This window comes from Flavobacterium sp. GSP27 (assembly GCF_003970395.1).
GTDB lineage: Bacteria > Bacteroidota > Bacteroidia > Flavobacteriales > Flavobacteriaceae > Flavobacterium.
In genome coordinates, this window is sequence record NZ_RYDP01000001.1 from 148669 (window position 1) to 167991 (window position 19323).

General features: G+C 34.1%; 21 protein-coding genes. 9 read left to right on the top strand and 12 right to left on the bottom strand.

Annotated features, from left to right (window positions below; translation table 11 throughout):
• Nucleotides 1-5: 5 nt before the first annotated feature.
• From EKM05_RS00700 to EKM05_RS00710, 3 genes are all read right to left on the bottom strand, one after another.
• Nucleotides 6-632: a hypothetical protein gene (locus EKM05_RS00700; protein ID WP_126457799.1), complete on the bottom strand. Its 627-nt coding sequence runs from the start codon at nt 630-632 to the stop codon at nt 6-8.
• Nucleotides 633-715: 83 nt separating this feature from the next.
• Nucleotides 716-1378: a hypothetical protein gene (locus EKM05_RS00705; RefSeq protein WP_091259556.1), complete on the bottom strand. Its 663-nt coding sequence runs from the start codon at nt 1376-1378 to the stop codon at nt 716-718.
• 50 nt (nt 1379-1428) lie between these two features.
• Nucleotides 1429-2889 carry a hypothetical protein gene (locus tag EKM05_RS00710; protein ID WP_126552891.1) on the bottom strand — a complete coding sequence of 487 codons (1461 nt, stop codon included), beginning with the start codon at nt 2887-2889 and terminating at the stop codon, nt 1429-1431.
• Between the two features lie 406 nt (nt 2890-3295).
• On the opposite strand from EKM05_RS00710, the gene EKM05_RS00715 reads away from it, so the two are divergent.
• The 8 genes from EKM05_RS00715 to EKM05_RS00750 all read left to right on the top strand — a co-directional run bounded on the left by EKM05_RS00715 (nt 3296) and on the right by EKM05_RS00750 (nt 11152).
• Complete coding sequence (locus EKM05_RS00715) at nt 3296-3739, top strand: GNAT family N-acetyltransferase (RefSeq protein ID WP_126457805.1); 444 nt, start codon at nt 3296-3298, stop codon at nt 3737-3739.
• Nucleotides 3740-3749: 10 nt separating this feature from the next.
• Nucleotides 3750-4208 (top strand): hypothetical protein, encoded by a 459-nt coding sequence (locus EKM05_RS00720; RefSeq protein WP_126457807.1) that lies wholly within the window; start codon nt 3750-3752, stop codon nt 4206-4208.
• A 122-nt stretch (nt 4209-4330) separates the two neighbouring features.
• A complete protein-coding gene (locus EKM05_RS00725; RefSeq protein ID WP_126552893.1) occupies nt 4331-5797 on the top strand; it encodes a lipopolysaccharide biosynthesis protein in 1467 nt (488 codons plus the stop codon).
• On the top strand, nt 5794-6228 hold the full coding sequence (gene dut, locus EKM05_RS00730) for a dUTP diphosphatase (RefSeq protein ID WP_126552895.1): 435 nt from the start codon (nt 5794-5796) through the stop codon (nt 6226-6228). The genes EKM05_RS00725 and dut overlap by 4 nt, the downstream gene beginning before the upstream one ends.
• Before the next feature lie 84 nt (nt 6229-6312).
• A complete protein-coding gene (locus tag EKM05_RS00735; RefSeq protein WP_126552897.1) occupies nt 6313-7323 on the top strand; it encodes a sugar phosphate nucleotidyltransferase in 1011 nt (336 codons plus the stop codon).
• Between the two features lie 417 nt (nt 7324-7740).
• Nucleotides 7741-9090, top strand: coding sequence for a lipopolysaccharide assembly protein LapB (locus EKM05_RS00740; protein WP_126552899.1), 1350 nt, complete (start codon nt 7741-7743; stop codon nt 9088-9090).
• Entirely contained in the window at nt 9090-9875 is a 786-nt protein-coding gene (locus tag EKM05_RS00745; protein ID WP_126457815.1) for a DUF4292 domain-containing protein, read from the top strand. The genes EKM05_RS00740 and EKM05_RS00745 overlap by 1 nt, the downstream gene beginning before the upstream one ends.
• A 23-nt stretch (nt 9876-9898) precedes the next feature.
• Nucleotides 9899-11152 (top strand): murein hydrolase activator EnvC, encoded by a 1254-nt coding sequence (locus EKM05_RS00750; protein WP_126455028.1) that lies wholly within the window; start codon nt 9899-9901, stop codon nt 11150-11152.
• 201 nt (nt 11153-11353) lie between these two features.
• On the opposite strand, the gene EKM05_RS00755 is transcribed toward EKM05_RS00750, so the two are convergent.
• Nucleotides 11354-12202 (bottom strand): polysaccharide deacetylase family protein, encoded by an 849-nt coding sequence (locus tag EKM05_RS00755; RefSeq protein ID WP_126552901.1) that lies wholly within the window; start codon nt 12200-12202, stop codon nt 11354-11356.
• Nucleotides 12203-12217: 15 nt separating this feature from the next.
• Nucleotides 12218-13246, bottom strand: a complete 1029-nt coding sequence (locus EKM05_RS00760) for a hypothetical protein (protein ID WP_126457819.1) — start codon at nt 13244-13246, stop codon at nt 12218-12220.
• Between the two features lie 340 nt (nt 13247-13586).
• On the opposite strand from EKM05_RS00760, the gene EKM05_RS00765 reads away from it, so the two are divergent.
• On the top strand, nt 13587-15665 hold the full coding sequence (locus tag EKM05_RS00765) for a TonB-dependent receptor domain-containing protein (protein WP_126552903.1): 2079 nt from the start codon (nt 13587-13589) through the stop codon (nt 15663-15665).
• Between the two features lie 22 nt (nt 15666-15687).
• Here the strand turns inward: EKM05_RS00765 and EKM05_RS00770 are convergent, their stop codons facing one another.
• From EKM05_RS00770 to EKM05_RS00790, 7 genes are all read right to left on the bottom strand, one after another.
• The gene (locus tag EKM05_RS00770) at nt 15688-16131 is read right to left on the bottom strand and encodes a cytochrome c (RefSeq protein ID WP_126457823.1); all 444 of its coding nucleotides are present in this window, start codon (nt 16129-16131) and stop codon (nt 15688-15690) included.
• A 3-nt stretch (nt 16132-16134) separates the two neighbouring features.
• Nucleotides 16135-17259 carry a PQQ-dependent sugar dehydrogenase gene (locus EKM05_RS00775; RefSeq protein WP_126552905.1) on the bottom strand — a complete coding sequence of 375 codons (1125 nt, stop codon included), beginning with the start codon at nt 17257-17259 and terminating at the stop codon, nt 16135-16137.
• 221 nt (nt 17260-17480) lie between these two features.
• Nucleotides 17481-17627, bottom strand: coding sequence for a hypothetical protein (locus tag EKM05_RS14335; protein ID WP_158615127.1), 147 nt, complete (start codon nt 17625-17627; stop codon nt 17481-17483).
• A gap of 12 nt (nt 17628-17639) precedes the next feature.
• Nucleotides 17640-17807 carry a hypothetical protein gene (locus tag EKM05_RS14340; protein WP_156063277.1) on the bottom strand — a complete coding sequence of 56 codons (168 nt, stop codon included), beginning with the start codon at nt 17805-17807 and terminating at the stop codon, nt 17640-17642.
• Nucleotides 17808-17832: 25 nt separating this feature from the next.
• Nucleotides 17833-18342, bottom strand: a complete 510-nt coding sequence (locus EKM05_RS00780) for a DUF2480 family protein (RefSeq protein WP_126552907.1) — start codon at nt 18340-18342, stop codon at nt 17833-17835.
• 81 nt (nt 18343-18423) lie between these two features.
• Nucleotides 18424-18747, bottom strand: a complete 324-nt coding sequence (locus tag EKM05_RS00785; RefSeq protein WP_066075681.1) for an SUF system Fe-S cluster assembly protein — start codon at nt 18745-18747, stop codon at nt 18424-18426.
• 128 nt (nt 18748-18875) lie between these two features.
• Nucleotides 18876-19283 (bottom strand): GxxExxY protein, encoded by a 408-nt coding sequence (locus tag EKM05_RS00790; protein ID WP_126457831.1) that lies wholly within the window; start codon nt 19281-19283, stop codon nt 18876-18878.
• Nucleotides 19284-19323 lie beyond the last annotated feature (40 nt).

Below are 19323 nucleotides of genomic sequence, written 5' to 3' on the forward strand. Positions count from 1 at the left end.
TTACGTTATAATTTTACTCTTAAAGTAGGTAATATAGCTATGGTTTCAACACCATTTAATGAATAATACAACTTGCTTTTTAAACCAAGTTCAGCATAACTATTGAGTTTGAAATAATATTCTAAAGATCCAAATAAACCCAAATTGTCTGCTCGATTTTTTTCGTTTATTAACACAAACACAGTATTGTTATCAATATTAGTAATATCGCTTCTGTTCATATTTTCAATAAAATAGTATGCTCCAAGCGTAAACTGCAAATTGTTTTTAAAAACGGTTCTAAAATGAACATCATAAAAGTCTTTGGTATGAATGTTTCTATAGTTTTGTAAAACCAAACCAGTATTGGTTGAAGTAAGTATTACACCATCATCTATATTTTTTGCATGCTGTAACCTAGAATAACCTAATCCAATGTAGCGGTCTTTAGGTAATTTAAAATCAAAATTTATTTCATAAAACGAGCCAATATTTGGCAATTCAAAAGGTACGGGATCATCTAAAAAGGATTTGGAGTACTCGATGTAGGATAGACCATAAGAGAACGAAATTTCAATTTTTTGTTCTTTGTTTTCTTGAGCAAATAAAGAAGTTGAAAGAAAAAATATAGTTAATAGTAGTCTATTTTTCATAGGATTAGATTTTATAAGTAACTGTTTTTTAATTTTAATGAATGTTTTATTGAATCATTTTTCTAAAAATAATTTTATGATAATTAGAATCTTTTACCAATATTTAAAGTAAGGTTATAGTGGTTAGGATACACCGGAATTGAGTTAATTTTTTTTTCGCCAATAGGCATTAAATAGTACGGACTGATACCAACAAAGTAATTCTTATAAAATGTACATTGAAATTGTAATCCTAAGGTATAATAAAAAGTATTTAAATTACCTGAAGTGGTTCCATTTTCATAAGTAAGTATCTGTCCATTATTAAAATCATAAGTCCAATTTTTTACATCATGCGCTCTAGAATATGAAAACAAATAGCCAGCACCTAAATTAAAATTAAATAAAAACCGATCATTATTAACAAATAGATAATCTATCTTAGTTCCTACAGTAACAGTATTTATTTTTGACCAAAGCGAATTAAAATATACACCTGAGTAGGTTTGATCCATTAAATAATTATCGACTGCTGTTGCATCATCAAAAAAACGAGGAAAATCATTACTTTGATTGTATTCTAAATACAAATCAAATGCAAAAGACTGAGAAAATCTATTTTGATAATTTAAACCTAGTGAAAAATTATTTAAGTTGCTTTCTTTATCAGGAAACCAAGGTTTGCCAATTGACACATAAACGCTTTCGTTTTGAGCAGATGAGATTGTAAAAATAAAGATAAATAAAACTGTAAAATTTTTTTTCATAACAACATAAATGTAGATGCTGTACCAAAGATACAGCATCTAATTAATAATTAAAGGTCGGTATAATAGTGTTTAAAGTAGTAATCTACAATGCCATTTTTCTTCACATTATAATCCACACCACCATCACTGACTGTTTCACCAGTAGCGCCAAGACCTACAATAGTTGCTAAAACAATTCTACGTGAGATTTCTGCATTTGTCCTAAACTTTGCATTACCGACTGAAACATTAATTTTAGCTGAACCGCTTGCCTCGGCATTTGGTTTAATTTTACCATCTTCAAGTTTAAAACCTGACTTCATGGAAAGTTCAAAAGATGCTGTAGCCTTCAAGTTATGTATGGAAAAAATAGCGAAATCCTGTGTATTTTCGCTCATGTTCCAATCTTGGTCAAATTCAGCACCAAAATCAACCCAATTTTTATCTTTGACATGTTTTCTTTTACATCTGAATTCTTTTACAATATAATCTTTTGGAGAAGCTGTTATTGTGCCATCTGCGTTTTGTGTGACAGAACCATCAGTTGTGCCGCGGTAAAATCTCAACTTTTGATGTGTGCCACCAAACCCCATGTAACCAGTTCCATTTATTCTTATTCTTGGGATATAGGAACTGATACCATCTGTTTCGGGAATATTATTATGATTGGTATTTGTTGTCAGTAATGTTGTTGTTGGTATTGTATTGTTATTATTAGTAAATCCACTAGGATTGTAAACCATGAATTGATTCTCACTAGTTATCAGTTCATTATTTTGGTCTAAAGGTGTAGGTAACAGTTCTATAAAATTACAAGGTCTACCAGCAATATCACATGGATCTATAGGTACGATTACATAAACGGGATTGTTATCTAAAAAATTGTTATCAAGATTATTAATAATTTCATAATCACTGTAGCCTGTATTAAATTGAAATCCGATGTTTGTTTGCGAATTGTTTAGCGGATCGAATGAAACATAATATTCTTGTGCATTTTGATCATCATTTTCATATTCAGGATCAAATGGAAAAAAAATTTGTAATTCCTGTGAAACAAGAAGATTAGTTAATTCATCTGCAATAAACGCTGTAGATCTAAAATTGTTCTTAGAAGTTAAGTTTTTGTCCAAAATTTCTTTAATTGTTTTATAATCATTAGAATTATTTTCAAACTCTTTTCTTAAAGCATTTTTAAAAATATTTTGCTTTCTTAAATTATTTATTTGGTTTTTGAACGTAGCTTGTTCATTTTTTCTTAAACCTTCTTCTTGTTCAAGTAAGTATGCAAAAGATACAATATTTGCATCTTTGTCAACTTCTTTCATTTTGTTATTTAAAGCGTTTTTGACTTCAGAGTCAGTTAATAACTTGCCTAACAAAATAGCAGTTTCTTGTACTAACTTCTGTTTTGAATTTAAATTTGTTTTTTCTAGTGTTTCACTATTGTTTTCAGTAGAACAACTGATTACCAAGAGGCAGAAGGAAAGTAGGAATATACTTTTTCTCATTATAAATTTTGTTCTCATTTAAGATTGTTTTAATTGTTTTAAATTGATAAATTTTAGATAAGTAGCTACAATATCATTTTAGAAAAAAAACTTAATTCTAAATAACGTCTTACTAAGAACTTATTTGTTTTTCTTGACTCCAAAACTACCCTCATATATTTTAACATACAAACACTTGTTATTGGAATTCGCGGAATTCCGTGTCTTAATTCCGTGAATATTTTTTTAAAATACCTGAACATCAATAATTTGAAAACATGATTTTTTCTATGAATTTAAGCTATAAGCTCTAATTTTAGGTGTTGCGCGATAAATGACACTTATTAAACTTCAAAATTTTCAATTAGATTTCTCAAAAATTTACCCTATCATCACTTTCAATCTCATTCCTTTTTCTCTAATTTTACATTTTTGAAAAGCAAATATGAAATTAGAAATTAGAGAACTGACCACTAAACAGGAAATGTTAGCTCAATATGAAGTTATGCTACATTTATATACGAATTTCACTTTAGACAAATACGATGCGTATCTCACAGAGATGATCCCACACAACTACAAGCAAATTGCCGTTTTTGAAGGTGATGTATGTGTTGGACTCTCTGGATTGTGGTCAGGAACTAAACTCTGGTCTGGCAAGTATTTAGAAATTGATAATTTTATTGTACACCCAGATCACCGCAAAAAAGGAATTGGCAAAATGTTGACGGATTATGTTGATGCTTTGGCAAAAAAAACGGGCTGTACGATGATCGTTTTAGATGCCTTTACCGGAAATTTCACCGCACATCGCTTTTATTACAACCAAGGTTACGTACCCAAAGGGTTTCACTTTCTTAAAATTTTAAACGAAGAAGGTCTAAGTTAAAGAGAAAATTATGAAAGGATATAAAATAATTTTTTTCTCTGTGATTACCGCTATCAGCCTTACTTTTTGTGCTATGAAACACGAACTTCAAACGGAATTCCCTCAAGAAATACAATCAGTATTCTACCAAAAAGTGAAAAAAGATACGGAAAGCAGCGTGATCAATTTTTATATCGAATTCAAAAAACCGCTTGCGGCAAACATCAAATTGGAGAAAATCTATTTTCACAATCAAGAATCTCTAGTTCAGGAAATTACACCAAAAGACTTTAAATCTTCATTTTTACAAAGCAATAAAAAAGAAGATTTGATTATGGATATAAATCCCACCAAAGAATATTGCAACAAAGCACCTATAATTTCAAAGACCAAATTCGATATCAAATCCACTGAAGCAGTATTAAAATACAAGCTAAAAAACAAAACGTATTATTTGAAAATCTCCAATGTCTTCGAAAAACCGCTCTAATTAAAATCTTCAAATCAAATATTTCTAAGACGAAACAGCAGTAAAAACAAAAAGGTACTGAGGTCATTTAAACCAAAGAATTGGTTATTTTTGTCGATATCAATTTAAACAAATACACCATTTTGGGATTATATAAAAATCTTTTTAAACAGACTGCGATTTACGGGTTAGCAACGGTTGTCCCGCGAATGTTCAGTTTTTTTTTGGTGCCCTTATACACTGATTTACTTCCAAAAGCAGCATACGGAAAGGTTTCGATCATTTTTGCCGGCATGATTTTTTTTAATGTCATTCTTGCGTACGGAATGGAAACCGCTTTTTTTAGGTTTTATAATAAAGAAACCAACAAAAATTCAGTAGTTGAAACAACCTCAGTGTCGATCTTCTGGACTTCACTTACCTTTTTATTCATAGCATTACTTTTTCGAAACACATTAGCGCTTTGGTCAGGAATTGATGAACAATATATTACATACACCATTTGGATTTTAGTGCTCGATGCATTGGTTATTGTTCCGTTCTCTAAATTAAGGGTCAACCAGCAACCCGTAAGATATGCCATAATCAAAATAGGAAATGTAGCCGTCAATCTTTTTCTGAACCTTTTCTTTTTGAGTTATTTACCCGCGATTGCAGAATCAAATCCGGACAGTATTTTACGCTCTTTGTACCTGGAAGATTTCCAAATAGGATATATTTTTGTGTCCAATATCGCGGCGAGCTTACTTACATTTATACTGCTGTCCCCCAATTATTTCAAACTCAAATGGCAGTTTGATTATTCGCTTTGGAAACGCATGATGCAATACGGTATGCCCATAATGGTCGCTGGAATCGCATTTGCCATCAACGAACAATTCGACAAAATTTTACTGGGATACTTATTGCCTCCTGACATTGCTGATGCCGAAGTGGGCGTTTATTCCGCCTGCTACAAACTCGGTTTGTTCATGGTCTTGTACCGTACGGCCTATACTTTGGGAATCGAACCCTTCTTTTTTAGCCATTCTAATAGTCAGGATGCGCCACAAACCTACGCTACAATTACCAAATATTTTGTCATTTTCGGGTCGTTTATATTACTGTCCGTCATCGTTTTTGCCGATGTGCTCAAAGTTATTATGATCCGAGATGATTCCTATTGGGAAGCCATGAAAGTAGTACCATTAATTATTTTGGCCAACTTTTTCTTAGGAATTTACACCAATCTTTCCGTTTGGTACAAACTGATCGACAAAACCCATATTGGCGCCTATATTTCCATAGTGGGAGCCATAATCACACTCGTGTTAAATTACCTGCTGATCCCAACAATGAGTTATTATGGGTCGGCAATTGCCACCATTGCGGCTTATGGAAGTATGATGTGTATTTCCTACTATTTTGGGAATAAATATTATCCTATTCCGTATGATACCAATAAAATCTTCATGTATCTATTGATTTCAGTAGGATTTTCGGCAGTTTCATTTTATGGTTTCAGAGAAAATTATTACGTAGGAATCACGTTATTACTGGTGTTTATGTATTTTATATACCACAATGAAAAAGAATTATTAATCAAAATTATTAATCGAAAAAAACAATGACAATAAACATAATCAACAAATCACAACATGCCTTGCCTAACTATGAAACCATAGCCTCAGCAGGAATGGATTTACGTGCCAATTTAACGGAACCCATAACATTAAAGCCACTGGAAAGAGCGATTGTAAAAACAGGTCTTTTCATCGAATTGCCCATAGGGTACGAAGCGCAAGTAAGACCTCGAAGCGGTCTCGCTGCTAAAAACGGAATTACGGTGTTGAACGCTCCTGGAACAGTAGATGCTGATTATCGGGGTGAAATCGGAGTTATTTTAGTAAATTTATCCAATGAAGATTTTGTTATCCAAAACGGAGAACGCATTGCGCAACTCATCATCGCAAAACACGAACGTGCAGAGTGGATTCAAGTACAAGAGCTGACAGAAACCTCCAGAGGAGAAGGTGGTTTTGGTAGTACGGGAGTGAAATAAATTTAATAATTTAAAGATTGAAAAATTTAAAGATTTGCGATAATCTTTAAATTTTTCAATCGTTTAATCTTTCAATAAAAAAACATGAAAATAATTGTCCCAATGGCTGGTCGTGGTTCACGCCTTCGCCCACATACATTAACCATTCCTAAACCATTAATTCCTATTGTAGGAAAACCAATTGTACACCGCCTAGTTGAGGATATCGCTGGCGTATTGAATCAAGAAATTGAGGAAGTAGCCTTTATTATTCATGAAAGTTTTGGCAAAAAAGTAGAAGAGGAACTAATTGCTATCGCACAAAAATTAGGCGCCAAAGGCACTATTTATTACCAAAACGAAGCTTTAGGAACCGGTCACGCCATTATGTGTGCCAAAGATTCTTTGAGTGGACCAGCAGTTATCGCTTACGCAGATACGTTGATTCGGGCTGATTTCGATTTGGACCAAAATGCCGACAGCGTGATTTGGGTGAAACAAGTAGATCAGCCGGAAGCTTTTGGTGTTGTAAAACTGAATGAAGCAAATGAAATAGTAGAATTAGTAGAGAAACCGGTAACTTTTGTCTCAGATCTTGCCGTTATCGGAATTTACTATTTTAAAGATGTGGCCGTGCTGAAAAACGAATTACAATTAGTATTAGATAACAATATTATCCACGGTGGTGAATATCAAATAAATGATGGTATCAAACAAATGATGGCTAAAGGCATGAAATTTGTTCCCGGTAAAGTGGACGAATGGATGGATTGTGGCAACAAGAATGTAACCGTGGAAACCAATTCCAGAATGTTAGGATTCTTGCACAATGATGGCGAACATTTAGTGGATTTTGATGTCAAATTAGAGAATTCGACTATAATTCCGCCTTGTTATATCGGTAAAAATGTAATTTTGATAAACGCAACTGTTGGACCGAATGTATCTTTAGGTGATGGATGTCATGTTCAAAACAGCACGATAAAAAACAGTTTAGTACAAACGCACTCTCATATCAAAAATGCGAATTTAGACAATGCAATGATTGGGAATCACGTTAGTTTTGATGGGAATTTTTCCAGTATTAGCATTGGGGATTATTCGGTATTGGAGTAAAAGGATTCAATTAATGCACTAAGCAATAAGAATAAAACAATGTTGCATTTTTTTACCATATAAGTCATGTAAGTTTAAGTTTCAATTGTGTTGGCCTTATGTAACTTAAACAATCATAAGGTCATTTAAGGTTTAATTCTTATATGACTTATATATCAAATAGTATTTCACTCATTTTTTAGTATGACATTAAATAGGTCCAACTACTTAAATGCTATAATCAAAAATAAAAATATTTAATTTTAAACATACGAGTCTTGCAAGGCTATGTGGCTTCGCTTAAATGAACTATTGGTTTTACTTGAATTAATTCAAAACTTATATGACTTATATGTTTAAACAAGTATGCGACGAAATGTTATTATTTGTAATGTTAAGTGGTATTATATAAAAAAGATTCAGGATTAAAAATACAGCATGAAAAAAAGCGCTTTCATAATTTTATTTCTCGTTTTGCAATGCAATTCGGCTTTGCTGTGGGCACAAACAGAACCTGAGGAAATAAAGCTCGATACGGATCAGTTTCAGGAACTTTTTTATGAATCGTTGTTGCAAAAAGGGATTGAGAACTATGATAAAGCAATTGTAGCTTTGGATAAAGCCAATAAAATTAAACCCAATGATGCCGCCGTATATTATGAGTTAGGGAAGAATTATTTAGCATTAAAAGAGTATAAAAGTGCTTATAATTACTTTGAAAACGCCACTAAAATTGATCCTAAAAACAAGTGGTTCTGGATAGGAATGTATGATGTGAGTTACGAAACTAAAAATTTTACTCAGGGAATTACCGTCATCAATAAGTTGATTGAATTTGATCCCAAGTACAAAGAAGATTTGACCTCACTTTATATGGGGACTAATCAGTATGAGAAAGCTTTGGCACTGATTCAGGAACTTAATGAAACCATCGGAAAAACAGATAGAAGGGAATTATACAAAAGCCAGATTCTGTCTGTAGGAAAATTTCAGAATATGGAGATTACCAATCTGGAAGATCTGATTGCTAAAAACCCACAGGATGAGTTCAATTATATCAGTTTAATTTTTTTGTATTCGAAAAATAATGAAGAGTCAAAAGCGTTTGAAACCGTCAAAAAACTCGAAAAAGCAATCCCAGATTCGGAGTGGGCACAAGTAAGTGTATTCAAAAATTACTTGGATGCTAATGACGCACCAAAAGCCATTAAAGCAATGAATATTGTTTTGGCCAGTGCCAAAATTGATTCGAAAATTAAACACCGAATTCTGAATGAGTTTCTGGTTTTTACCGATAAAAATCCGCAATATTCGGCTGATTTAGAGAAGGCTGTCGGCTATTTTGACAAGGATACTTCCGTTGATGTTGCCAAAGAAATTGGGAAGTTTTTCCATGCTAAAAAACAATGGAACAAAGCAATTATGTATTATGAAAAATCAGCAAATAAGGAATCTGATGATGCCGTCGGAACGAATTTACTTTTGCTTCAAGCGCATACGGAGATGAAACAATTTGATACAGTAGCTAGGAAAGCTTCGGCACTTATGGAGACTTTTCCAACGCAGCCTCAGTTTTATTATTATGCGGGTTTAGCCAACAATCAGCTGCAACAATTTAAAAAGGCGAAGGGTTTTTTAGAAATGGGCATGGATTATGTAGTGGAGAATAAAGAGTTGGAAATCAATTTCAATATTCAACTTGGAGAAGCGTATAATGGTTTGGGAGATTTCAAGAAAAAAGACTCGTTTTTCTCTAAAGCCAATCAATTATTAAAAGAAAAAAAATAATGAAAAAAATTTCAATAGTAGTTCTACTTACTGTTTTTATGATTTCTTGTAAATCTAAAGCCATTGTGGTTGCTGCCAGTAATGAGCCCGTTGCTGAAGCGGGGTATATGTCAGCCAAAAAAATAATAGAAAATCATTATAACAATAAAAATGAATTTTCTACATTATACATTAAGTCAAGCGCGCGTTATGCGGATGACAAGCAGACCCAAAACGTTACCGCAGAAATTAAAATCAAGAAAGACGAACAAATTTTAGTAAGCATTCGTTTTCTTGGAATTACAATGGCAAAAGCATTGATTACGCCTTCCACGGTGAGCTATTACGAAAAAATCAACGGAAACTATTTTGAAGGGGATTTCAGCAGTTTAAGCCAGTGGTTAGGAACGGATTTGGATTATAATAAAATCCAGAACATGTTATTAGGTCAGGCTATTGATGATTTGACTAAAGGAAAATATCTAGAAACATTATTGGAACAAACCTATCGATTAGATGATACATCGAACAAAAACACAAAAAAATCATTCTTTTTAGATGCCGATAAATTTTTAGTTCAAAAGCAAGAAATTACACAAACTGCCGAAGAGCGAACGATCAAAGTTACATACACAGACAACAAAGTATACAACGAGACAACATTGCCTACAAGTGTTTTAATTAATACGTTTCAGAAGAAAGGAACTACCGAAATCAGTTTAGATTACAATACGGTAACTTTCAATGAAGAACTTTCTTTTCCTTATAGTGTTCCAAATGGGTACAAAAGAATTATAATTAAGTAAATTAGCAAAAATATTTTTCCGATATGCCAAAATTTCTCCTAAGCCTAATTTTAATTTGTACCACTTCATTACTATGGAGTCAGGAATCCCAACAAGAAAAATTAGAAGAACGTAAAGCTCAAATTCAAAAAGAAATTCGAGAAAATGAAAGATTACTGCAGAATGTAAAGAAAAAAGAGAAATCCGCTCTCAATGTGGTGATTATTCAAAGTACTAAAATAAGGCTTAAAGAAAAATTAATAAATACCACTGAAAAGCAAACCAAGTTGCTTAACAACGATATGTACATTAATCAGGTTCAGATCAATAAATTAAAAAAAGAATTGGGGGAACTGAAGGAGGATTATGCCGAAATGATTTTAAAATCATATAAAAGCCGTTCGTCAGAAAGTAGAGCGATGTTTTTATTGTCTTCTGAAAATTTTTTACAGGCATACAAAAGAGCGCAGTACATGAAGCAGTACACCAGTTATAGAAAAGCACAGGGCGAGGAAATTAAATCTAAGTCGACCAAGTTATTGGACTATAATGATAAATTAAACATTCAAAAAAAGGAAAAACAAAAACTGATTGCCGAAAACGAAAAGGAACGATTGGCTCTGGAAAAGGAAAAGAAAGAACAGCAAAAGGTAGTAAATTTTATCAAAAAAGATAAAAATATGATTGCCAAAGAGCTTAAGAAAAGACAACAAGAGTACAAATCAATTGACAGACAAATCAATAAATTAATTCGGGAAGCCATTGCGGCAGCCAATAGGAAAGCCGCCTTAGAAAAAGCGAAAGCCAATCCAAGTGCTCCGGTTTCCAGAGGTGCAGTGTCATCCTCTAAAATTGAGTTAACTCCCGAAGCTAAAATAGTTGCTGATAATTTTAGAGCGAATAGAGGAAGATTGCCGTATCCTGTTGAAAAAGGATATATATCATTAGGATATGGAAACCAAACCCATCCTTTGTTCAATACAATTACGGTTCACAACAGCGGTGTAGAAATCACTACGGACAATGGCGCAAGTGCCAGAGCTGTTTTTGGAGGAGAAGTAACCAGTGTCATCGTTTTGTCACCAGTAAACAAAGCCGTAATGATACAGCACGGAGATTTCTTTACGGTCTATCAAAATTTAAGCTCAGTGTCAGTCAATAAAGGAGATAAAGTGAGTATAAAGCAAAGTCTTGGAAAAGTAAGAACGAATGGCGAGACCGGAAAAACGATAATTAAATTTTTAATCCTACAAAATACAACCTATAATAATCCTTCAAGCTGGTTGTCCCCAAGATAGAAAATAGTTGTCTGATAAAAAAAGCACTATCAATTCAATCGAATTGATAGTGCTTTTTTTAGTTAAGGAATTCTTTAGTATTAATGGATAAAAGGTCTGTTGACGAAACCTTTTTGACGGTTGTGCTCCATTGCTGTAGTGTTAGTATAGATAGCTGTTTGATTTTTGAATAAATTAACGAATTTAGAACCTTTTAATGGGTTATTCTGCTTTATTAAAAGAAGAATGTACAGCTTTCATCATTCCTTCAGTAGACCAGGTTCCGGAAACTATAATACGTCTGATAGTGTACAATGGATCTGCAGGATCTCTTTTGGTTGATAAAATATAAGCCATTTCATAACCACTTTTCTTAATTTCAGGAATAGCTGCAGTATTCCATAATCCAAACGGATAGGCAAAATCCGTCACCGGTTTTCCTATGATTTCTTCTAATTTTGCTTTTGGTTTTACCAATTGTAAATTCCAGTCGTCGCCCATATATTTTGTAACCATGTGGTGATCCCAAGTATGTGCGCCTACCGCATGTCCGTCATCAGATAAGCTTTTAATTTGCTCTTTGCTCATATATCCGGGACGATTAATTGAGACAGTCATAATATAAAACACGCCTTTGAAACCCTGTTTTTTCATTTCGGCTGCGCCAATGCTAAATTGTTCTTCTCTGGTATCATCAAAAGTAATCATGATTGGTTTTTCCGGTAAGGGACCATCAAATACTAAATAATCATAGAGTTGTTGTGGTAAAATGGTTTTATATCCTGCATCGGCTAAGGCTTTCATTTGTGCTGCAAAAGCATCAGGTTTTACGGTGTACACTTTCATGTTTCCACTCGCACTGGCACTAAAATCTCGGATATTATGATAACATAAAACGGGTACTTCTTTTTTTGAAAGAATAGTCGCAGCATCAGCCGCTACTTTTTTTGGTGCAATAATTTTTGCAGGAACAGTTATAAGCGGGATTTCCGGTATTATTTTACGAGGTTCTGATTGGCATCCAACTACTAAAAAAAGCCCAACAGAAAGGGAATAAAGAATATTCTTCATAAATCAATTGGTAAATTATTGGTACTGAATGTAAATTGGTTTTGGAGTAAATTTTACTAATTCCTCTGGGCTGTACATCTTCCAATCGTTTTTATTGTCATTTTTATAAAATAATTTAAAACCAGTGAATTGTACCGGTTCTCTATAAATATAACTCATATACGTGGACTTTTTTAGAATTTTACTTCCAAAACCATCCATGTCCATAACGATTTGAACTTCAGGAACGGTCTTGATTTCTTTATAGTTTTTTACCATGCCCTGAGTAAAACGGTGTATTACAAGCACTTTTGGAGTCAGTTTATTTTTGCGCACAATATTTGCCAATATGTCAATGGCATCGTTAATATCAGCGGCAGTGAAATGCCCGATTTTTGAACCTGGGCGCTCTCCATTTTTCATAGAAAACTCCGGATCAATTCCAAGGTGTACATTAGGCATTGAAAGGTATTGTTCCAGTTCTGCCACTTCTGCCTTAACGGTGCTGTGTCCCACCTGAATGTCTAGAAATACCAGCGCATTTATAGGTTTTGCCCAACTTATAATAGTGTCTATTTGCTTAAATGGCATACGCATGCGGTGCATATTATTTTTTCCCGGAGCGCCTTGAGCGGTAACGGCAATATAATGCAAAGCCGGAATTGCTTTTACAGTAGAATCCGCTGCTTGCCACTTGGCCACTTCACCTTGTAATTTTGCCAACATTTCTTTTCGGGGAATTTCACCTAATATTCCCATTCTGGTGGAATATAAGTTGCCGTAATAAGCAATGATTCTATTGTAGGGTAAGAGTGCGCCCGGTAAAGGATAAGGGGCTTTTACAGGCCATCTGCCCGTGGTGTCATTGTTGCTTAAGGCAATCATTCTGGTATTAAAATCAAGCGTGTCGATGGTAAGGGATATTTTCTTTTCTATCGAATCTACTTTTACGGTGGCCGGTTTTTCTGTTTCACTTTCATTATCAGCGGCTTTATTCCGATTACAGGCTAGCGTACTTAACAATAATACGGGAAGTGTGATATATGCAATTGTTGATTTTTTCATAGGTAGCTACTACTTTTTATTTAAAATGAAGGTCCAAGTTTAAAGATAATTTAATTCTGGGATTAATCACAAAGATATGATTTTTAAAGAACGTCATTTTGGTTAAACTAGTGTTTTTAAAATGGTGTTTTTTATATAATTTCCGTTTAAACTAGACTTTTGTGTAATTTTACAATAATCTTTAATCGAATTCAAAACAATATGAAACAGAATGTAAATTGCAACTTATAATTGTAGGGAGCATTTTTATTTAATCCATATTTTATTTAAAAGGGTTTTTTGGAACAAAAAGAAAATACTAACTTTATAAACGTTTTCATTCCCTTAAACACAACAAAAATTGTTCAAAAACAGCCTTTCCTTTCTTCTTTTTTTATGTAGTGTTTTCACTGTTTTTGGACAAATAAAAAAAGATACCATAGCCCTTTCAGAAATCACTTTGAAGGGTTCGCCAATTAAAAATGCACCTCAAAACACTGCTTCTTCCGTTTCAGTGATTACTACTGCCGACATCAATAAAAGTGATGGCATTATACTGACCCCTGTACTAAACAAAATTCCCGGGGTTACCATGCAACAAGGTGCGTTGAACACCAACAGGATTACGATTCGTGGCATTGGCGCCAGATCTCAATACGGAACCAATAAAATAAAAGCCTATTTTGATGGTATACCATTGAGTTCCGGTGATGGTGAAACCACTATTGACGATATTGATTTAGCGTCAATCGAAAAAATAGAAATCATAAAAGGACCAAATTCTACGAGTTTTGGATCCGGTTTGGGTGGCGTGATTCAGTTGTTTTCAAGAGAAACTCCATTATTGGAATCGTTTGGAAAATCAACAGTAACTTTTGGGAGTTTTGGGTTGCTACAAAACCGACTCTCGGCAGGATACAGCGATTCCAAAACGAATGTATTTGCGAGTTTTACGGATTTACAAAGTGAGGGATTCAGGGAAAATAGTTCCTATGACAGAAAATCATTTAACCTGCATGCCAAACAAAAAATTAATTCAAAGGGTAGTTTTTCCTTTTTGGGAACATTCACCCGATTGAAAGCTTTTATTCCAAGTTCTATTAATGAGACGGATTTAAAAAATAATCCAGAGAAAGCAGCCGCTACATGGGCAGCCGCACAAGGTTTTGAGTCGTATGATAAATTCATGCTGGGTTTAGGATACGACCATCAATTTTCTGAAAAATGGTCGCTACAAACCAGTATTTTTTCTAATTTTAAAGACGCGTACGAACCCAGACCTTTTGATATTTTGGACGAAAAAACAAGTTCGCTAGGCCTTCGTTCGAATGTGAATTACAAAGACCAATTGTTTTCTTTGCCCTTTGAACTGAGTTTTGGCACCGAATTATTAACGGAAAAATACGCGTATTCCCTTTTTAAAAATTTGTACAAATCGCAACCTGGTCAAGGTAGTTTAAAAGGCGACGAATTCAGCTCTGTCAAACAAAACCGGAACTACAGCAACTACTTTTTACAAATGGAATTGTGGATTTCAGAAAAACTGCATCTGGAAACCGGAGTAGCATTTAACACAACCAAATATTCGTTAAAAGATATTTTCGAAAATAATTCTGAGGCTCAAAAAATGCCCTTTACTTTTGGAAATGTGTGGTCACCAAGAATTGGTTTCTCGTATAAAGTAAGCAAAGGAAAAAATATATTTACATCGGTGAGTAAAGGATTTTCGGTGCCATCAGTTGCTGAAACACTGACTCCAGAAGGGCAAATAAACACCAATTTGAAACCAGAAGTGGGTTGGAATTATGAACTGGGTTTCAAAGGAAACTGGCTTAAAAATAAAATATACACCGAAGTAACGTTTTACAGCACACAAATTGAAAATTTATTAGTGGCACGACGCACCGCCAATGATCAATTTGTTGGGATTAATGCGGGAAGCAGTTCACATTCAGGATTAGAATTCTTGGTTAATTACAAACTTTTCGAACTTACCCAATTTCAAATGACTTCTTATTTTTCAGGTGCGGTGAATACCTTTAAATTCAAAGAATTCTTGGATGGTGATGCTGATTATTCGGGAAATCAATTGACGGGCGTTCCTGAAAAGCAATTTAATTTTGGAGTAGATTTAACCACAAAAAATGGATTTGGTGTCAACACTTCTTTCCGAACGATTAGTAAAATTTCGTTAAATGATTCCAATACAAAATACAGTGAGCGGTATTCGTTGCTTGATATTAAAACGACCTCTGTTTTCACGATTTTTAAAATCCTGAAAACAGAGCTGAATGCTGGAATCAATAACGCTTTGGGTACTAAATATGCGGCTAATATTTTGCCAAACGCAGTTGGTTTTGGCACTGCTACGCCACGTTATTTTTATCCAGGAAATCCCGTCAATTTTTACGGTGGTTTTTCGGTAGCGTTTCTTTTTTAGATAGGAATCCTTAGCCGATATTTTATTTTTTAATGCCCGCGACTTCTTTCTCGGTAACGATTTTGGTTTGTTTATTGCTCCAAGATGTCATAATGTAATTCATCACATCAGCTACTTCCTGATCCGTAAGTCCCATGGCCGGCATGCTGCTATTGTACTTGATTTTATTGACAGCAATTTCGCCACTTTGTCCAAATTTTACGGCAGCGATACTTTGATTTCTCTTAGTTTTCAACCAGTCCGAACCGTCTAGAGGCGGGAAGTTCTTACCATCTCCTTTTCCATTTGCGCCATGGCATTGCATGCAAAAATCTGCATAAATTTCTTTTCCGGGTGACTGAAGTTTTGCAGTAACTGCGGTTTCAGTATTCAAGTCAATATAGTTGTCTGCGGAAAATGGATTTGCAAAAGAGAAGCTTCCCAATACAAACACTCCAAATCCTAAAAATAATTTCGTTATCAACATCGTTTAATTTGGTATAATTTTAATAATTCCTTTTCCTTCCACGCCCATATAAATATAGCCATCCGGACCTTGTGCCACATTACGCACGCGACCAATTCCGGTTGCAATTTTTTGTCTGCCGATCACTTCATTTCCTTTTAACTTTAGCAATTCAAGATATTGGAATTTCAAAGAGCCCACCAATAAATGTCCTTTCCAGTCTGGATATTTGTCGCTGGTGACAAAGGCCATTCCGCTTGGAGCGATGGACGGCAACCAATAATAAATAGGTTTTTGGATGCCTGGTTTTTCATTTTCTTTACTAATGGTGGTTCCGTCATAATCGATACCATAAGTAACCACAGGCCATCCATAATTGATTCCTTTTTTTATGATATTGATTTCGTCTCCACCTTGTGGACCATGTTCATGTTCCCAAATGGCTCCTGTTACGGGGTTTTTGGCCATTCCTTGCGGATTCCGATTTCCATAAGTGTAAATTGCTTCTTTGGCTCCGGTTTGACCTACAAATGGATTGTCTTTAGGAATGCTTCCATCATCATTTAATCGGTATATTTTTCCGCCATCACGCGTAATGTCTTGCGGATTTACAAAATGTTCGCCCCGCTCTCCGATGGAGAAATATAAATAACCATCGTCGTCAAATAGAATTCGGGAACCAAAATGTTGTCCTTTTGTAGTGTTTGGAGTGGCTTTGTAAAGTGATTCGATTTGTGTCAGCGCTCCGTCCAATAATTTGGCTCGAATGAGTTTTGTGTGACCGCCGGTACCTTCCCCTTCATCGGAAGCGAAGGTCATATAAATCCAACCATTTTTAGCATAATCAGGGTGTAAAGCGATGTCTAATAACCCGCCTTGTCCGCGTGCGTATACTTTTGGAACATTTTTGATTTCTGTTTTTGTTCCGTTTTTAATGTGATATAGAATACCACTTTTGTCAGTAACCAACATTGCACCGTCTGGCAACCAAGTCATCCCCCACGGAACAACAATATCTGCAACCACGGTTTCAAGCGTATAGTTTTTTACCTCGTCTTTAATAGGAATGTCATCAGATTTTACTTGAGCGTTACAACTTAAAGAAAGAAAGGATATAATTGAAAGTGAAACTAATTTAATTTTTTTCATGAGTATCATTTTTGGTCTTTAAAAAAAAGAAATCTTTTAAAGATAGTAAAAGAGGATTTAAAAAGGCAAATAAGTATTTGATTTTGCTTAGAATTAACAAAAGGAAGCGATTGAATTCCTTTTTTTAGAGCCATATTTAAATTAAAATTTAGAATTGGGCATAAAAAAACCACCTAAAAATCAGGAGGTTACATTTAATCTTCTTGAAAAAAAATTATTTCTTAGCGCTGTATTTTGCAGTTCTTGGCGTTGTTGATTACCCCTTTCCAGTTCAATCCAAAACCAAAATCATTCACATTACCAGATGCATCTGTGTATGGAATCATGTCAAGAGGAACGTCTTCTAATTGTTTTTCAACGGTTGTCATATTCAATGGCATTTACAAAGGCAATAATCCGGAAGGTTCTGTTTTACCCGAAACAATATCCAATAAAGCTTCCATTTGAACACCAAATTCTCCCACGATGGCATCTACTTCTTTTTTAAATTCCCCAAAAACCATTGGATTAGAAATATTCACAGATACTAATACCGGCTTTCCTTTCATGGCGCTTTTAGTTTCCGTAATGGTATTATCCTTTTTTAGGCGCTTTGTATAATGGAACGGCAGAGCAGGCTTCACCATACATGATACTTCGTGCAAAAGGGTACAAGTAATGCGCGGCCAATACATAAGCCCGCATCGGAACCGGTTTTCTGGAGCATCCTTTTATAATAATAGGCTTGTTTTCATACGCTGAGTAGTCAATTTTAGGCAGTAATTCTTCATACAAGGATGCGTCTAAATCTTCCAAGGTTCCATTGATAATTTTCTTTGCAAACGGCGCCAATTGAATGGCAACCAAAATCGAAGCCCAGGCAGGAACAATAGCATCAGTGCTGCAGTGAATTGCCACATAGTGATCTTGATATTGTGACCAATCGTGATTTTTCAGTTCCTCTCTAAAGTCTTTTTCTTTCAATAAAAATCCTTCTAAAAGCCATTTTGAAATATCGATTTGCGTACGAATCCCTTTTGGATAATAGTCTTCAAGATCGAAAACTTCCAAAACACTATTCGCAACTTTATTTATTATTTCCATTTTAAAAATCATAAAGTCGAATATCGAAAGCCATAAGGTCAATTACTTAGAGACTTTATGACTTTCGACATTAGGACTAATTTAAAGCATTCCCAATTCTAATTTAGCTTCTTCGCTCATTAAATCTTTGCTCCAAGGCGGATCAAAAGTAATTTCTACTTCAGCGTCTTTTACATGTTCGATCGATTTCACTTTTTCTTCCACTTCTCTTGGTAAGCTTTCTGCAACGGGGCAGTTGGGCGAAGTAAGGGTCATCAGGATTTTTACTTCATAATCCGTATTGACCATCACGTCATAAATTAATCCTAATTCGTAAATGTCTACAGGAATCTCCGGATCGTAAATAGTCTTTAATATTTTTACGATCGATTCTCCTAATTCAGTTGTGTCTATTTCTTGTTCCATTATTTGAGTGTTTTAACCATATAAGACATTGAAGGTCATTTAAGGTTTTTGTTTTGAATATTATATTTGTACTTTTTATTATTATTTAGCTTGATTAAATCATATTTAAAGTCTGCTATGTTTGTTTTTTATTCTTCCAGATATCTATATCTTTCGTTGACATATGTTTTTTGTCCTTCTTTAAAAATATGTGTTACATTGAAATTTATCATTAATCCTATAGGAATTTCTAAAAGGTTCATATAGGTTAAAATTTGAGCTTCATGTATTGGTAAAACTTTTTCTATTGCTTTCAGTTCAACAACCAAACTTTTTTCAACCAATAAGTCACATCTTAATCCTGTTTCAAGTTCTAAACCTTTATAATAAACAGGAATTGTAAGTTCAGTTTGAAATTCAAAACCTCTTATTGTCAATTCTTTTTTTAAACAAGTATGATAAACACTTTCTAAAAGACCGGGACCAAGATGTTTATGTACTTCTATGGCACAACCATTAACCTGATAAATTAAATCTTTTAAATATGTTTTGGTCATAAATTTCCATTTTTTATTCTGACTTATATGACCTTAAATG

Excerpts from the sequence above, each read along its gene's own strand:
- EKM05_RS00775 (WP_126552905.1), bottom strand. The coding sequence starts at position 17,259 with ATGAAAAAAATTAAATTAGTTTCACTTTCAATTATATCCTTTCTTTCT.
- EKM05_RS00740 (WP_126552899.1), top strand. The coding sequence starts at position 7,741 with ATGAAAAAAAGCGCTTTCATAATTTTATTTCTCGTTTTGCAATGCAAT.
- EKM05_RS14335 (WP_158615127.1), bottom strand. The coding sequence starts at position 17,627 with ATGACAACCGTTGAAAAACAATTAGAAGACGTTCCTCTTGACATGATT.
- dut (WP_126552895.1), top strand. The coding sequence starts at position 5,794 with ATGACAATAAACATAATCAACAAATCACAACATGCCTTGCCTAACTAT.
- EKM05_RS00710 (WP_126552891.1), bottom strand. The coding sequence starts at position 2,889 with ATGAGAACAAAATTTATAATGAGAAAAAGTATATTCCTACTTTCCTTC.
- EKM05_RS00720 (WP_126457807.1), top strand. The coding sequence starts at position 3,750 with ATGAAAGGATATAAAATAATTTTTTTCTCTGTGATTACCGCTATCAGC.
- EKM05_RS00735 (WP_126552897.1), top strand. The coding sequence starts at position 6,313 with ATGAAAATAATTGTCCCAATGGCTGGTCGTGGTTCACGCCTTCGCCCA.
- EKM05_RS00755 (WP_126552901.1), bottom strand. The coding sequence starts at position 12,202 with ATGAAGAATATTCTTTATTCCCTTTCTGTTGGGCTTTTTTTAGTAGTT.
- EKM05_RS14340 (WP_156063277.1), bottom strand. The coding sequence starts at position 17,807 with ATGAAAGGAAAGCCGGTATTAGTATCTGTGAATATTTCTAATCCAATG.
- EKM05_RS00750 (WP_126455028.1), top strand. The coding sequence starts at position 9,899 with ATGCCAAAATTTCTCCTAAGCCTAATTTTAATTTGTACCACTTCATTA.
- EKM05_RS00785 (WP_066075681.1), bottom strand. The coding sequence starts at position 18,747 with ATGGAACAAGAAATAGACACAACTGAATTAGGAGAATCGATCGTAAAA.
- EKM05_RS00760 (WP_126457819.1), bottom strand. The coding sequence starts at position 13,246 with ATGAAAAAATCAACAATTGCATATATCACACTTCCCGTATTATTGTTA.
- EKM05_RS00705 (WP_091259556.1), bottom strand. The coding sequence starts at position 1,378 with ATGAAAAAAAATTTTACAGTTTTATTTATCTTTATTTTTACAATCTCA.
- EKM05_RS00770 (WP_126457823.1), bottom strand. The coding sequence starts at position 16,131 with ATGTTGATAACGAAATTATTTTTAGGATTTGGAGTGTTTGTATTGGGA.
- EKM05_RS00745 (WP_126457815.1), top strand. The coding sequence starts at position 9,090 with ATGAAAAAAATTTCAATAGTAGTTCTACTTACTGTTTTTATGATTTCT.
- EKM05_RS00790 (WP_126457831.1), bottom strand. The coding sequence starts at position 19,283 with ATGACCAAAACATATTTAAAAGATTTAATTTATCAGGTTAATGGTTGT.
- EKM05_RS00715 (WP_126457805.1), top strand. The coding sequence starts at position 3,296 with ATGAAATTAGAAATTAGAGAACTGACCACTAAACAGGAAATGTTAGCT.
- EKM05_RS00780 (WP_126552907.1), bottom strand. The coding sequence starts at position 18,342 with ATGGAAATAATAAATAAAGTTGCGAATAGTGTTTTGGAAGTTTTCGAT.
- EKM05_RS00700 (WP_126457799.1), bottom strand. The coding sequence starts at position 632 with ATGAAAAATAGACTACTATTAACTATATTTTTTCTTTCAACTTCTTTA.